This is a genomic window from Sphingobacterium pedocola (genome assembly GCF_015209965.1).
Lineage (GTDB): Bacteria > Bacteroidota > Bacteroidia > Sphingobacteriales > Sphingobacteriaceae > Sphingobacterium > Sphingobacterium pedocola.
In genome coordinates, this window is record NZ_MU158689.1 from 1,915,592 (window position 1) to 1,930,953 (window position 15,362).

The 15,362-nt window shown below is 42.4% G+C and carries 9 protein-coding genes; 1 reads left to right on the plus strand and 8 read right to left on the minus strand.

Translation table 11 applies throughout. From position 1 onward, the window contains the following. Positions 1-918: 918 nt before the first annotated feature. From C4F40_RS08020 to C4F40_RS08055, 8 genes are all read right to left on the minus strand, one after another. Positions 919-3,153, minus strand: a complete 2,235-nt coding sequence (locus tag C4F40_RS08020; protein ID WP_196938818.1) for a S9 family peptidase — start codon at positions 3,151-3,153, stop codon at positions 919-921. 138 nt (positions 3,154-3,291) lie between these two features. Beyond that, entirely contained in the window at positions 3,292-4,710 is a 1,419-nt protein-coding gene (locus tag C4F40_RS08025; protein ID WP_196938819.1) for an APC family permease, read from the minus strand. Between the two features lie 18 nt (positions 4,711-4,728). Next, positions 4,729-6,501, minus strand: coding sequence for a DUF885 family protein (locus tag C4F40_RS08030; RefSeq protein ID WP_231389963.1), 1,773 nt, complete (start codon positions 6,499-6,501; stop codon positions 4,729-4,731). A gap of 18 nt (positions 6,502-6,519) precedes the next feature. Beyond that, positions 6,520-7,782: an NAD(P)/FAD-dependent oxidoreductase gene (locus C4F40_RS08035; protein ID WP_196938820.1), complete on the minus strand. Its 1,263-nt coding sequence runs from the start codon at positions 7,780-7,782 to the stop codon at positions 6,520-6,522. A gap of 18 nt (positions 7,783-7,800) precedes the next feature. Then, entirely contained in the window at positions 7,801-8,802 is a 1,002-nt protein-coding gene (locus C4F40_RS08040) for a 4-hydroxyproline epimerase (protein ID WP_196938821.1), read from the minus strand. 24 nt (positions 8,803-8,826) lie between these two features. Beyond that, positions 8,827-10,311: an aldehyde dehydrogenase (NADP(+)) gene (locus tag C4F40_RS08045; protein WP_196938822.1), complete on the minus strand. Its 1,485-nt coding sequence runs from the start codon at positions 10,309-10,311 to the stop codon at positions 8,827-8,829. A gap of 88 nt (positions 10,312-10,399) precedes the next feature. After that, entirely contained in the window at positions 10,400-11,302 is a 903-nt protein-coding gene (locus tag C4F40_RS08050; protein WP_196938823.1) for a dihydrodipicolinate synthase family protein, read from the minus strand. A gap of 127 nt (positions 11,303-11,429) precedes the next feature. Continuing rightward, the gene (locus C4F40_RS08055; RefSeq protein WP_196938824.1) at positions 11,430-12,293 is read right to left on the minus strand and encodes an AraC family transcriptional regulator; all 864 of its coding nucleotides are present in this window, start codon (positions 12,291-12,293) and stop codon (positions 11,430-11,432) included. 287 nt (positions 12,294-12,580) lie between these two features. On the opposite strand from C4F40_RS08055, the gene C4F40_RS08060 reads away from it, so the two are divergent. Then, entirely contained in the window at positions 12,581-15,310 is a 2,730-nt protein-coding gene (locus tag C4F40_RS08060) for a DUF5695 domain-containing protein (RefSeq protein ID WP_196938825.1), read from the plus strand. Positions 15,311-15,362 lie beyond the last annotated feature (52 nt).

Below are 15,362 nucleotides of genomic sequence, written 5' to 3' on the forward strand. Positions count from 1 at the left end.
CACAGATATTGCCTAATGTTAACCAATTATTAACCTCAATATCGACTAAGAATGAGATCCGCTTTTGCCTTCATCGGTTAATTCAGCGTCTTGCAATGGCTATGCTTTAAATTGAGCTATCCGCTAAAGAAGCGATTTCGTTGAGACAGGTATACTTCTATATGTAAAACTGTCTATTGTATACCTCCTAAACACTCCGAAAAATGTGAACCCTTTTCGGGTAAAAGGGTTCACATTTTTTCCAAAAGGGTACCCTTTTGGAAAAAATGGGTTCACAGTTGGAATAAATACATATCACTTTAGAACAGAAGACTCCCCAGTTCGAATAAACTGACACCATTTTGGAACAAATGGATACAGAGCTGGGACAAACAGATATCAAGTTGGGTCAGAAGGGTTCGCAGTTCGACTAAAATGATACCATTTTGGAACAGATGGATACACAGTTGGATCAGAAGGGTTCACAGTTCGAATAAACTGACACCATTTTGGAACAGATGGATACACAATTGGATCAGATGTGTCCCCTTTTGGGACAAAGGCATCCCCTTTTACTCCAAAAGGGGATACAGTTCCCCAAAAAATGGTTCCTTTTTAACACAAACATAAGGACTAAATTACTTGGCTTGACGTTGTCATACCGGTGCTTGCCGAAATATCTGTTTGCCATATTGAGACGACATAGTTTACAGATCGTTATTCATTCGTGTTTGTTCTTAACGGTATGAATGAATGCTTCGCAATTCCGTTCGTCAGGATGACAAACGACGCTAACTTAACGACATTGGGCGCTGGTTCAATGTTGTTAAGTTAAGCCGATTTATACTGCAATTTTTCCCGCCGATGCTTGAAACGCTTTGACCTGGGGAAATGCACAATCAGAAAGTTAACATAACAAAAGGTATGGGTGTAACTGTGTCAATACTGATTCCAAGCCGGCGGATCCACACCTAGCAGATGTTTCACAAAGAAATCCCTGCGTTTCTTTTCGCCAAAGTCTCCTCCAGACGAATGCCCCATTCCCGGCACCATAATAAATTCGTGATCCTTTCCGTTTTTGATCAATTGGTTAACCAATTGATACGTTGACGAAGGATCTACGTTATCATCAAGCTCACCTACGATCAACATCAACTTACCTTCTAAGCGGGAAGCATTTTCCACATTTGAGCATTCTTCGTAGTGTTTATCAACAGTCCCCATCCATTGTTCATTCCACCAGATCTTATCCATACGATTATCATGGCAGCCACAAGATGAAACACCGACCTTATAGAACTCGGGGTGAAAAAGCAATGCTCCCGTAGAAGACTGTCCTCCTGCCGAAGTGCCGTAAATACCTACACGATCAATATCCATATAGGGATACACTTTAGCTGCTGCTTTCATCCAGGCTATTCGATCCGGAAAACCCGCATCTTTCAGATTTTTCCAAGCCACATCATGAAAAGCTTTCGAGCGATTAGACGTCCCCATCCCGTCGATCTGTACAACCACAAAACCTAACTCTGCCAATTCATACATACCCGACGGATTCGCATTAAAAGATTTCGGAACAAATGAACTGTGCGGACCGGCATAGATATATTCGATAACCGGGTACTTCTTTTCGGGATCGAAATTCTTTGGACGGATGATAATACCCCAAATATCCGTTTTACCATCCCTACCGGTAGAGGCAAATACTTCCGGTGCTTTCCAACCTGTAGCTTCTAAATCAGCAATGTCTGCACGTTCAAGATTCATGATCGTACGGCCATCTGTCGCCCGCAAAACCGCTTGAGGAGCTTGATCGATACGTGAAAATACATCGACAAAACGTGTATGATTTTTATTAAAGGTAGCTTGATGATTGGCAGCCTCGGGAGTCAATTCTTTCAGTCCTTTTCCATCAAGCCCTATCGTATAATAACGAATCAAGTAAGGATCTTCTCCTTTTTTCATACCGCTGGCTTCAAAAATTATCTTTCGATTTTCTTCATCGACATGTATGACCTTACGGACGACCCAATTTCCTTTTGTAACCTGATTTTTTAGTACGCCTGTACCCGCGTCAAAAAGATACAGATGATTCCAACCGTCGCGTTCGGATGCCCAAATGATTTCCGCTGTTTTATCCAGATCATTCCGGTATTTCTTCCCACTGTAGTCAATAAAAGTCGTGCTCACTTCGGAAATTATGGATTTGGTCTGTCCATTGATGGCATTAAGCTCCAGAATGTCGTAACGTTGGTGGCCACGTTGATTATATTCGAAGGTTATGGCGCTGTTATCCGAGCGCCAGGCTAAATTCGATAATGAAAATTGATTAGACACCTGCGCCCGATCGACCCGAATTACCCGTCCGTCCTCCACATGAATAACTACAGGATAGTACTGCGGTAGTGCATCTCCGGGTTTTACATAATCTCTTGTCTGCAACTTAGGCTGTAATTGGTCTATTGGAGAGGACTCTAACAGCGTCAGTTGTCTGATCTCGGTTTTACGGACTTTAGATACCGCGATTTTTTTAGAATCACCCGACCATTGGATACGGGCTGTATAATATTCTCCAGGACTTCCGTCAAAGGTCAATTGCTTTTCACTTTTGGGATCTCCTTTCTTAGCCATATATACGTTACTATTTTTGATATATGCTGTATATAATTTATCCGGCGATTCTACAGGTTCTCCTTTGCTATCATCGCCGCGCCCACCCCAGTATCCTCCTCTACGGTCAAAATTTTGACCAGTTGCGTCCCCGATTTTGGTAAGCTTGTTTTCTATTGTATTCCACTTCCACTTGCTGTTTCGCTCAACGAATTCTAATTCATTTGCATCCAACACATTCAGACCGCGATCCGGAACAGCTTGGAGCTTGACTTCTTCAGCTAGAATAGCAGACATTTGCTTAGCGACCTCCACCACGTCGACAGCTGTCTTGTTCTTGGCTACCGCATCGATCAAATACAAAACATCCTTATCTTCTTTAGAAGAGATACGATACGAAAAACTATTCCCGTCTTCAGACCAAACAATTTGTCGCGGTACTTGATATAACTGATTGAATGTGCTGCGGATTTCCTTTGCCCGCTTATAATCTTCTATGGTTCCTTGTGCCATGCCCGACAACTGGAAAAGCACCAATAGAACTCCCGTAAATCTTAACTTCATTTATTTTCTTTTTAATCGTTGATGAGCGCTCGATATAAATAATTATTGTCCAGTGTGTCAATTTATTTACATCTCGTTTTCATATCAACTTCGCTTTTATGGTGTAATTGTTTGTTCCAATAATTTGCACAGAGAACCTTATTCCTGGACATTTCTTTGTTTCACGAAATAATACAAGGGAATCCCCATCAGCGTGATAATAATCCCAGGCCAGGTAAACTGTGGTTTATATACGACTAGTAATACGATAAAAGATACCGCCGTCAAAATATATAGAGCCGGTATAATCGGATATCCGAAAGCCTTATATGGACGAGGTACATTTGGACGCTTGACCCGAAGAATAAATATACCTATTACACACAGCACATAAAATATAACGACTACACAGGTAATCATATCGAGCAAATCGCCATACCGCCCCGTTAAGCACCAGAGGGAGGCAATTATTCCCTGCAGCCACAATGCGTATCCCGGCACGGCATTCTTATTTAGATTTGCTGTTTTCTTAAAGAACAGCCCGTCTTGCGCCATTGAATAATAAATCCGTGCGCCGGCTAATATTAATCCATTATTACAACCGAAGGTACTGACCATAATCATGACGGCTAAAATACCAATCCCAAACGGACCAAAAATCTCCTGTGCCGCTACCATGGCTACACGATCTTTGGGTGCACTGGCCATGTCTTGCATGGTCAGCACACCGGTATACATTAAATTGGTCAACAGATAGATCACCGTAACGATAATAGTTCCCAACGCCAGACTTAATCCGATATTTCTTTGCGGATTTTTGATCTCTCCCGCTACAGCGGCAGATGCGTGCCACGAATCACTGCTAAATAACGCACCTACCAGAGCAGCCGATACAGCGCCCATAGCACCCAGAAAATGATAGTTATCTGTGGTACCATCTGCATTTAACCGTAAAAGACTCCACCTGTTTTCCACAGACCAATTCTGGTTCCAGACCGTACTGTCAAAAGCATAAAAACCGAATAATACCAACAGCACTAAACTCAAAATCTTGATTAAGGTCAATGCGGTTTGCAGTGTTTTACCATTTTGGACACCTCTTGTATTAATAAAAGTTAACAAAAGAATAACCGCAATAGCCAGTACTTGTGCAGAAGATATATGATAATCACCGACGGTCAATAAAAATACATCTTCATCCAATGAGGGAAATAAATAAGCGGTAAATTTAGAAAACGCAACCCCCACCGCTGCAATAGTAGCCGTCTGTATAACAGCAAAAAAAGTCCAGCCGAACGTAAAGCTAATCAAAGGGCCATAGGCCTCCTTTAGGTAAATATATTGACCTCCGGCTCGCGGGAACATCGCGCTTAGTTCTCCATAACTCAACGCCGCCGCCAAGGTCATAAAACCACTAATAAGCCACACGACCATCAACCATCCGGCTGACCCGGTATTACGAGCGATATCAGCCGAAACGATAAATATCCCGGATCCTATCATACTACCTGCCACTAGCATCGTGGCATCAAGTAAACCCAGCGATTTTTTAAATTCTTGATTATTAACCTTGTTCATAATTTAGGGTAATCTGAGTTAGTTAAAGTTGTAAAATTTCCATTTTGCCTGATGATTCGGTTCCAATTTTTGGTCGGTTAGGATTGCTCTCAGCATTTCCATCGGCATGTAATTTTCTTTAATTACACGGTCATGAAACTCCTCGTAAGTCATCTTCCCACTACCTACCAATTCGTCGCTGATACTCAACAATTGTAAACCGCCAATCATATACGCCAATTGGTACAATGGATCATAAGAGCCTTCGAACGAACGCTTAACTTCCCCGTGCGCATTCGCAGGTTCATGACCTACCTGGTCGACCAAATAATCTATACATTGTTGGGGTGTCCATTCCCCGGAATGGAACTTGATACTGAATATAATCCGTGCACAACGATGCATACGCCAGAATAGAACACCAATACGTTCTTCAGGTGTCTTTGCAAACCCCATCCTGTACAATAACAACTCCCAGTACAGCGTCCATCCCTCCGTCCAAAACGGTGTATTGAAGTTTTGTTCGCGGTATGGCTTATAACGCTGATTCATAAAATATTGTAGGTGATGCCCCGGATTTAGTTCATGTTGCACCGTTCCTAACGAAAAATGAGGATTATTACCACGCATACTCATCATCTTCTGATCGTAGGTCATCGTATTTGTCGGATATGAAATACTGATTTCACGCCCCCCTGTAAAGAAAGGATTCACCAGTTGTCGCTCTGGTGTCATCATGATCATGCCCCATGTCTCGTCGGCCAGAGATGGGATATTCATCAACCTATTGGCTTTGATAAAAGATTGTGCGCGGTCATAAAGTTCATTAATCAAGTCCGGTTGTTTTCCTTCGGGAACATAACTATTTTTCACGTTCTCCTGAGCCGCTTTCCAATCATCACCAAACCCCATCTCACGCGAGGCCTTTAACAACTCGGAAACACACCATTGCCATTCTTTATCAGCTATTTTCAACAGTTCATCTGTGTTGTATGCGATCATTTCATCACGCAGCATACTGTTCATGGCCTCCTTACCGATCGGCTGTCCACCTATATTACTTCCGTCATCAAACACTTTCCAGTTACTTTTCGCCTCAATAGCTGCTTTATATTGCACCAGATTTTCTTGAAGAGCCTCATAAGATGAGGGTACCCACCAAGTAAACATCGGATCGTAACCATTGTAAAAATCAAAGGAACTCGTTAATCGCTTTTGAAGTGATACAAGGAAATCAGCCAGATAGACTACATCATTTGCATCTATAGCAGGTTTTCCTTCCAAACCTGCTAATTCGCGTTTGATCAAAGCACTGGCCTGCTCGAATGAAGTGGCGACCTCTTTCCCTACTACAGCGTGACCTCTTCGACGTGTCTGCTCGAGTTTCAGAATAATTCCAGCAAAGGGCAGATAAGACTCCAGTCTATTGTAGGTGGCTAAGCTCTTTTTAAGCTCCTCCTGGTCTTTTTTTATTTTTCGGTTCAACAAGATGAAATCAACTTGTCCGTTTGTATGGAGCTTTTCATAATCAAATTCCTTTAATTTGGATATGTAGTCTTCGTTAACAGCTAATAACCGGTCGATCTGCTCGGGTGATGGTGTTGCATTTTCGCGAAAGTTCCAGCCCTTTGGCATAGGACCATAAAAATAATTAACAGCTTTCAGGTCACTAGCATACCTGATAATATAGGGCTCGATCGGTGTAGTGTGTTCGTATAAATCCATGTTTTGTCCGTTGGAAATTGAAGTCACCAAACAAAGTGTTCCAATTCCGATAAATGTCTTTACTTTTTGGTGTATACTATTCTTCATAATTTGGTTTCCTTTTGCTTATTGAAAACGGTCAGGGCTGTACTGCGAGATATCGACGGATATTTTTTGTTCGCTTGCAATCTCAGCAACGGTACGCCCGGCGACAGGGCCTAAGCTCAATCCCATCATACCGGTACCACCGGCGATGATTAAATTATTTAGTTTTTTTGTTGCTCCCAAATAGGGCAATCCATCCGGAGAACAAGGTCTATAACCATACCATATATTTTCGACCTTGGGAATATCCATCTTGAAATCGGGCAAGTAATCCGGGATAGCACGAACGATGCCTTCCACACGGTTTAGATTTACTTTATTGTTGAATGGTGCTAATTCCATGGTGCCCCCGAAGCGGATCTGTCCGTTCATCGGTGTGACTGCAACACGTGCTTCCAACAATAATGCCGAGTGAACCAGACCTTTTCTACTATCAACAGGTGTATGCATAAACGAATAACCCTTGCCCGGCATCAATGAAATACGTAGCCCCGCTTTCTTTGCCAATTGTGGCAACCAAGAACCGCCTGTCATAACAAACTTGTCGGCGGTAAACTTCTTGCCATTCGCAACAAGTGCTTTCACCTGACGATTAGCAACCTCTATCGCAGACACTGCATGTTGGGTATGAATCACCACGCCTTTGTTTTGTAAATACTGAATGAGATTAGCCATCAATTTTTGCGGATATAGGTGTCCGTCACATTTATAATGAACGGCGCCTAACACATCCAGTTCAGCATTGGGTTCTAAAGCTTGAGCGGCTTTTCGGTCCAACACCTCCACATCCAACCCCAATGCTTGCGCAGTATGGGCCAACTCAGCTTCTTCATGACCTAATTTCTCCGTTTTGAAAAACATCAAAATACCTTTTTGAGTCAATTCGAAATCAAAACCATCTAATGTAGCCCATTGGTTAAATAATTTGCTACTCGCCAGGTGCAAATCACGTAAATTTGCAGCGGAACGATCTACATGGGCCTGATTAGAGTGTTTTAAGAATTTCAGTCCCCAAGAGATACTGGCCAACGTAGGCCTGACGTAAAATGGGCTTTTGCTATCAAACATCCAACGGATACCTTGCACTACCACTCCCGGCGCCGCCAATGGCGTAAAATGACTAGGAACGATCATACCTGCATTGCCGTATGAAGTACTATTTCCTAAGTCATTTTGCTCTAGTATCTCTACTTGCCAGCCATCATTTACCAGGTAAAATGCCGAACTAAGTCCTGCAATACCTGCACCGATGACAATAATTTTTCCTTTGTTCTGTGTTGACACGTTGTCTTATGTTATAATTTACATCACTTGAAACCCTAACCAATAGGGGTCTTCATCGTCAATAATGATATGATTGTATCCGGTAATCCTTGCCCAGCCCTCAACCGAAGGAATAATTGCAGGCGTACCATTCACCTCACCTGCTGCAGATTCCACACGGCCAATGAACTGCGATCCGATATAGCTTTCGTGAATAAATTCCTCACCTTCTTTTAATTTCCCTTTGGCATACCACTGCGCCATACGCGCCGATGTACCTGTACCACAGGGTGACCGATCGAGTGCATTCTCGCCAACCAATACCGCATTTCTGCCGGTAGAATTTGCCTTTGCAGGCTTACCTGTCCATTGGATATGGCTCAGACCGTGGATATTCTCGTTTTCGGGATGAACAAACTCATACTTCTCATTCAATAAGGTGCGGATAAACTTTCCGCAATGAATGAGTTGACCGGCCGTAAGTTGACTAATGTCTTCAAAGTTTTTTTGCGGATCGATAATGGCGTAAAAATTTCCGCCATAGGCCACGTCGGCAATAATTTCACCCAGATCCGGACAGTTTACCGTCAGTCCCTCTTTATATAAAAAGGATTTGACGTTTGTTAATTTCACGGTTTTGACCTTCTGATTTTCTTGCACATAATCGATCAATACCAGCCCTGCTGGTGTCTCCAAACGAAGTTTACCCGGTACTTTCGGTATGACCAGCCCCTCTTCGATAGCAATGGTTACTGTGCCTATGGTACCATGACCACACATCGGGAGGCATCCACTTGTTTCAATATATAGTACCCCGGTGTCATTATTTGGATCCGTAGGTGGGTAAAGGATACTTCCGCTCATCATATCATGACCTCGAGGCTCAAACATCAGCCCTTTTCGAATCCAGTCGTACTCGGCCATAAAATGCAGACGGCGCTCCATCATGCTGTTACCGTTCAATACCGGACCTCCTCCTGCCACCAACCTTACGGGGCATCCGCAGGTGTGCGAGTCTATACAAAAAAATGTTTTCTTCATTTATTAATTGATGTACATAATCGATTAAATACTTTTAGTTGCAGAAACACCATCTACCATACGTGCTATACCGAGCGTATTCTCGTTTTTCAATTCTTCTGGCAAGAACTCATCTGGATAGTTTTGGAATGCCAAAGGGCGTACAAAACGCTTTACCGCATCAGGACCAACCGAAGTAAATCTCGGATCAGTACATGCTGGAAAAGGTCCTCCGTGTTGCATAGCATGCACCACTTCAACACCTGTAGGCATTCCGTTGAACAAAAGACGACCTGCTTTATCTTTAATAACATTGAAAATATCCTGATGCGCGCGCGCATCTTCTTTCGTACAGGCCATCGTAATCGTCAATTGTCCTTTCAGCTGTTGAGCAACAGCCAATACTTCCTCATAGTTTTCTGCTTCTACCACTACGCCAAACGGTCCGAAAACCTCTTCGCCCAATATAGGGTTAGCAATAAAGTTTTCTGCCGAAGTCGTGACAACTTTAGGACGACCCTGGCCATTGACGGCTTCCGTCACTGATTCTGAAAGAACGGCAACTTGATCCTGTGTACTTAATGTTGCTTTATTTTTTTCAAAAGCCGCGTAGATACCTGGATTCAGCATCGTTGCAGGTGCAATGTCAAAAATCTCTGCTTCTAATGCGTTTTTAAAACGGTCCATATCTTCGCTTTTGACACCGATAAAAATACCTGGATTTGTACAGAATTGCCCTACACCCATCGTCAGCGAAGTGGCATATTCCTTCGCCAATATTTCCGCCTTCTCCTTCAACACGTTTGTAAAAGCAAATACCGGATTGATACTTCCCATTTCTGCAAAGACCGGAATAGGCTCTTCACGTTGATTGGCAATATCAAACAACGCCTTTCCTCCCCTATATGACCCAGTAAAACCTACCGCCTTCACTGCCGGATGCGCTACCAGATAAGCCCCGACCTGGGTATCCGTACCTTCTACGTTATTGCCTAGAAAATGGCTAAATACGCCTTCGGGCCAACCAAAATCCTTTATCGTCGATATGATCGCATCTGCCATAATCGTCGATGTCTTTGTATGACCGGGATGTCCTTTGACGATTACGGAACAGCCGGCACCTATTGCGCTAGCGGTATCACCACCTGCTGTCGAAAAAGCAAAAGGAAAATTACTGGCACCAAAAACCACAACGGGTCCAATGCCTATACTTAATTTACGTATATCACTTTTGCCTTTTTCGAGATTCGGCAGATCGATGCGGGCTTCAATATAAGTTCCCGAAGCTACTGCATTGGCATAAGATCGCCACTGTCCTACTGTACGTGCCTTTTCGCCCGTAAGACGAGCAAACGGCAATGCTGTTTCGCGATGTGCGGCATCCAGTAAATCTTGTCCTAATCCTTCAATTTTATTCGCCACGGCATGCATAAAAGAAGCACGTTCGGCTATAGTTGTAGATTTTAAAAATTGAAACGCCTCACTGGCTAAGTTGACCAATCCTTCTAAATATGCTTTTGGTTGATTCATTATTATTTAGTTTATATTTAAAACGAGCTGTAGGCGACAAGTATCTACCAATCGCCTACAGCACCACAGATTATAGACCGTTAAGATCTTAACCTAATTTCGGGCGAGTGGCGATACCGTCAGCAATTATTTTATTAATCCGATCGGCCTCTTCACCGATCAACGGAAGGCGTGGCGCACGCACATGTGGTGTGCTTATGCCTTCAGCAGTAGCTGCCAACTTAATGTATTGGATCAACTTTGGATGAATATCTAGTTCAAGCAAAGGCATGAACCAACGGTAAATCTCGACAGCTTTGTCAATGTTCCCTGATTTGGAGTAATTATACAATGCAACGGTCTCATTCGGAAATGCATCTACTAAACCTGCAACCAAACCATCCGCACCTAAAAACAATGTTTCTAAACAAATGGTATCTACACCACCCAGTATCTTAAAACGGTTGCCGAAACGATTCTTCATACGGGTTACATTTGCCAGGTCGCGAGTAGATTCTTTTACAGCCTGAATGGTAGGGCATGATTTCATTTCTTCGAACATATCCAACGACACTAATGTACCGTAATCAACTGGATTGTTATAAATCAGAATAGGCAAATCAGTGGCGGCTGCAACAGACTTAAAATAAGCTACTACCTCGCGGTCATCTGCCCTATATCGCATTGGAGGCAGTAACATCAAACCATCAGCACCGAGCTCTTTTGCTTTCAAGGCAAAACTAACCGCATTTTTAGTGGTATTCTCTGCAATATTCAAAATCACCGGAACCCTGCCACCGGCTAGCTCTACTGCATAAGACAACAACTCAAATTTCTCTTCTGTCTCCAATACTGCTGCATCGCCTAACGAACCTGCTATGATAATACCGTGAATTCCTGCCGCAATCTGTGCTTCTGTATTTTTGGCAAACATTTCGTAATCAATATCACCATTCGCTGTAAAAGGGGTCAAAACAGCAGGATAAATTCCATTCCAGTCTAGTTTTTTCATATTTATTGTCAATTGTAATTTATAATTCAAATATAAATACAATCAAAACCATCATCTAACCACCTTTTAATAAGTAACAACAGTATTTTAACCTATTGCGCATCGTTCGAACCGCAAAACACCATACTTATTGGTACAACAATGTGATATACTTATTTATATATTCTTTGGGAGATTCACCAATTACGTTACGAAACACCCGATTAAAGTTAGTTATACTATTGAAACCACATAAGTATGCCACCGTAGATATACAGTCATGTGTACCCGTCCCCAAGAGACGACATGCCTCCCGAACGCGTATATCATTTAAATAGGACACAAAGGTTTTACCTGTACTTTTTTTAAAGAATCTACAAAATGCCTGGGGCGTCAGATGAGCCTGTTCAGCAACCTCACTCAGGGCGATATTATCTTTAAAATGTTCATCGATATACCGGCATAGTTTATTGATACGAATAGTGGCATGGGGTTCATTCTCTGAGAATGAAGCTCCGGAAAGCGGTTTCAGATGAGCTGACACGCTATTCAATGCCTTTAGTAAATAGAAAAAATTGATTAACTGATCCATATGATCAGATTTTTTCAAGATCTCAATCCTTCTTCGCACTTGGCTCAAGTAGGTATTGGGCACACGAAAACCCCTCTGACTATTACTAATAAAATCTAACAACACCCCTAGCTCCGGTAAATCAAGCATACCTGCCAGGCGCCCCTTCACATTGAAGAAAACAGACACAGACCGCACTAAACCACCAACTTGCTCATTCTTAAAAACGTGAGGCTGATTAGAGCCCAATAAAAAAATATCGTCTTTTCTAAAATTGTGCAAACTGTCGTCTACCATTAACTGACCGGTCCCCTCCACAATCCAGATCAACTGATATTCCTCATGTCTGTGCATGTGAGGGTAAAATCGCTCTAGAATATCTTCTTGTACAAACAGCGTCCTATCTTTAGGAACGGGTACATTATAATGAATAGGCTTCATAGTGTCGTCATTAGGTTTTATACAAATAGATCAAAATCTATGTCCAATATAATAATTAAATCGCGTCATATGCAAGACAAAATCAAAACATGCTAAAAAATGCACGTCTCTTGTTAAAATTGGGTAAATAAACTTTAGGTAATAAAAGCATCTTTGTAAAGTAACGACTAGTTGTTCATTATTCTTTTTCGCGCTACGGAACAACTAATGGTCTGATTGGAAGTCTTTCCAATTGGAAAAAATATGTAAATTAAACTATAACTAATCCGAGAAAAATTGTAACAGTTATGAAGAGACGAAGCAAGCTATCTATTATTTTACTGAGTGCCATCCTGTGTTGTACTTTTCACGTTGCCGCTCAACAAAATGAGCATCCGGTATGGACTGCGACAAAGAAGCAACCTGCAACCTTAGGCATCAATAAAGGAAAAAAAACCTTTAACCTGAATAGCCTAAAAATTGAAGTATTAAACAGTTCCCAAACGTTGGCATCATTTAAGCCGCTTAACGGAGACGATACATTCGACTATTCTGTTACCGAACTATTAGACAAAAGAGACCGAAATAAATTTTTCCATTTTGGAGATATTAATATACACATCAGGCCGACTTCATCCGAGAAATGGACGTTGTACTCTTCCGCGGAAAACCGACAAGATGTAACCGCGATCATCCCTAAAGGAAATACACTTTACTCGGCAGATATCACATCCACCATGAACGGAGCTCCTTTGCAAATTTTACGCTCCTGGGAAAATGAAAAAGGAGACCTAATCCTGAAATTTCAATTGGTCAACACGACTAATGAAGTTTACGAAATTGGTTCATTGGGTATCCCTTTACCTTTCAACAATAATATGGACTGGAAAAACCTGGAACAGGCGCACGCCCAAAACGTGTTTTATGACCCTTATATCGGTAAGGATGCCGGATATCTGCAAGTCAACCACCTACACGGCACAGGACCTAGTTTACTCGTATTACCAGAAAAAAACAGTGGTTTCGAAGCCTATAACCCTCTCCTTACGGATCCTACCCCGAAGAGCATCACGTTTGAAGGATTTCACGAATGGATGATCCACAGTAAGACCTATGCCGAGACGGACTGGAAAGGCGTAGAACAATGGAATACACCAACTTCCACAACACTAAAACCCGGAGAAACTAAAACCTATGCACTACGCTTCGTATTAGCACCGAGCATCAAAGAAATCGAACAGACCTTACTTGCACAAAACAGACCTGTAGCAATCGGAGCTCCCGGCTATTTGGTTCCTTTAGACGCTCCGGCCAAATTGTTCTTAAAACACACGCAAAAAATCACAAAAATATCTGTCTATCCCGACGGAGCCCTCACCATCAACAAGGGTAAAAGCACCAAAAACAAATGGTCTGCCTTTGAAGTAACAGGCAACAAATGGGGGCGTGCTCGCCTCACGCTAACCTACAAGGATGGTAGCGAACAGACCATTCACTACAAAGTAATCCAACCGGAAAAAGATGTGGTCAACAACCTAGGTAATTTTTTAACAACAGTACAGTGGTTTGATGATAAAAAAGATCCTTTTCATCGTGCTCCATCTGTAATCTCGTATGATTATGAGACAAAACAGCACCTTACCCAATCGCAAAATGCTTGGTTTTCGGGCTTGAGTGACGAAGCTGGAGCTGCCAGTTGGCTCGCTGCTATGATGAAGCAGATCATCCAACCTAACAAGGAAGAGGTAGATAAAATGAAGCGCTTTGTGCACGAGACCATGTATGGAAAGATCCAAAAAACAGAGGGTGACGCAAAATATGGTGTTGTTAAGAGTCTATTCTATTACGAACCCGATTCTATGCCTAAGGGAACATATAGTGATCGTATTAATTATAAAACTTGGGCAGCATGGCCTAAAAAAGAGGCCGATAATTTGGGGCGTTCTTATAATTACCCTCATGTGGCAGCAGCACACTGGGTAATGTATAGACTAGCTAGAAACTACAATCAACTGGTACAGGAAGAAAGCTGGCAAACTTACTTGGACAGGGCATTCCGAACGACCATAGCTATGATAGAAAAAGCGCCATATTACGCACAGTTCGGACAAATGGAAGGAAGTATATTTCTCCTTATTTTACAAGATCTAAAAAGAGAAGGTTTGACAAATGCAGCCTCACATTTAGAGGCAGAGATGTTAAAACGTGCACAACACTGGAAGGCTTTGAAATATCCATTCGGCAGCGAAATGCCTTGGGACTCCACAGGACAGGAAGAGGTATACATGTGGTCAAGGTACTTTGGAATTGATGAAAAAGCGGAAGTAACCTTAAATGCGATACTTGCATACGATCCGACGGTCCCGCATTGGGGTTACAATGGCAGTGCACGCCGTTATTGGGACTTCGTATACGGAGGTAAACTATCCCGTATTGAAAGACAGTTGCATCACTATGGCTCCGCTCTCAACGCGATCCCGGTACTGACAGCCTATCGCGACGCACCGACGGATTTTCATCTATTAAGGGTGGGTCATGCAGGCACTTTGGGTGCTTTAGCCAATGTCACCGAAGATGGATTTGCTCCGGGCGCATTTCATTCTTTCCCTTCGACATTGGCCAATGATGGTATATCGGGCGACTATGGCTGCGGATTCTACGGTTATGCGGTCAATTCGGGAACTTATATCATCAAACACCCTGAATTTGATTGGTTGGCTTTTAGCGGAAACCTCAAAAAGGTTAAAAATAAAATTGGAGTAGAAGTAAAAACAGCTTCCCGTGGACGTATATTCCTAGCAGAAGAGAACCTGTACACTACTTTGGACGCGGGAGAAATCACATATTTTTCTTATGACACCAAATCTAGAATGGTAGAATTGACCCTGAGTGACCAACAAGCAGAAATAGCTCCTTATACACTTATCAACCTCAATGAAGAAAGTGGGTATATCATAGAAGGATTTGAAAAAGACCAACTGGGACGGTACAAAATTCCGAGTTCTACCTTAAAAGTAATATTGAGTAAAAAAACATAATCGATCATCATAAATTGGTTTAATGTGGAGTTGATTTTCAACTTCGCATTTT

Bases quoted from the DNA above. Each gene is read 5' to 3' on its own strand.
- C4F40_RS08020 (WP_196938818.1), bottom strand. From the start codon at position 3,153: ATGAAGTTAAGATTTACGGGAGTTCTATTGGTGCTTTTCCAGTTGTCG.
- C4F40_RS08025 (WP_196938819.1), bottom strand. From the start codon at position 4,710: ATGAACAAGGTTAATAATCAAGAATTTAAAAAATCGCTGGGTTTACTT.
- C4F40_RS08030 (WP_231389963.1), bottom strand. From the start codon at position 6,501: ATGAAGAATAGTATACACCAAAAAGTAAAGACATTTATCGGAATTGGA.
- C4F40_RS08040 (WP_196938821.1), bottom strand. From the start codon at position 8,802: ATGAAGAAAACATTTTTTTGTATAGACTCGCACACCTGCGGATGCCCC.
- C4F40_RS08045 (WP_196938822.1), bottom strand. From the start codon at position 10,311: ATGAATCAACCAAAAGCATATTTAGAAGGATTGGTCAACTTAGCCAGT.
- C4F40_RS08050 (WP_196938823.1), bottom strand. From the start codon at position 11,302: ATGAAAAAACTAGACTGGAATGGAATTTATCCTGCTGTTTTGACCCCT.
- C4F40_RS08055 (WP_196938824.1), bottom strand. From the start codon at position 12,293: ATGAAGCCTATTCATTATAATGTACCCGTTCCTAAAGATAGGACGCTG.
- C4F40_RS08060 (WP_196938825.1), top strand. From the start codon at position 12,581: ATGAAGAGACGAAGCAAGCTATCTATTATTTTACTGAGTGCCATCCTG.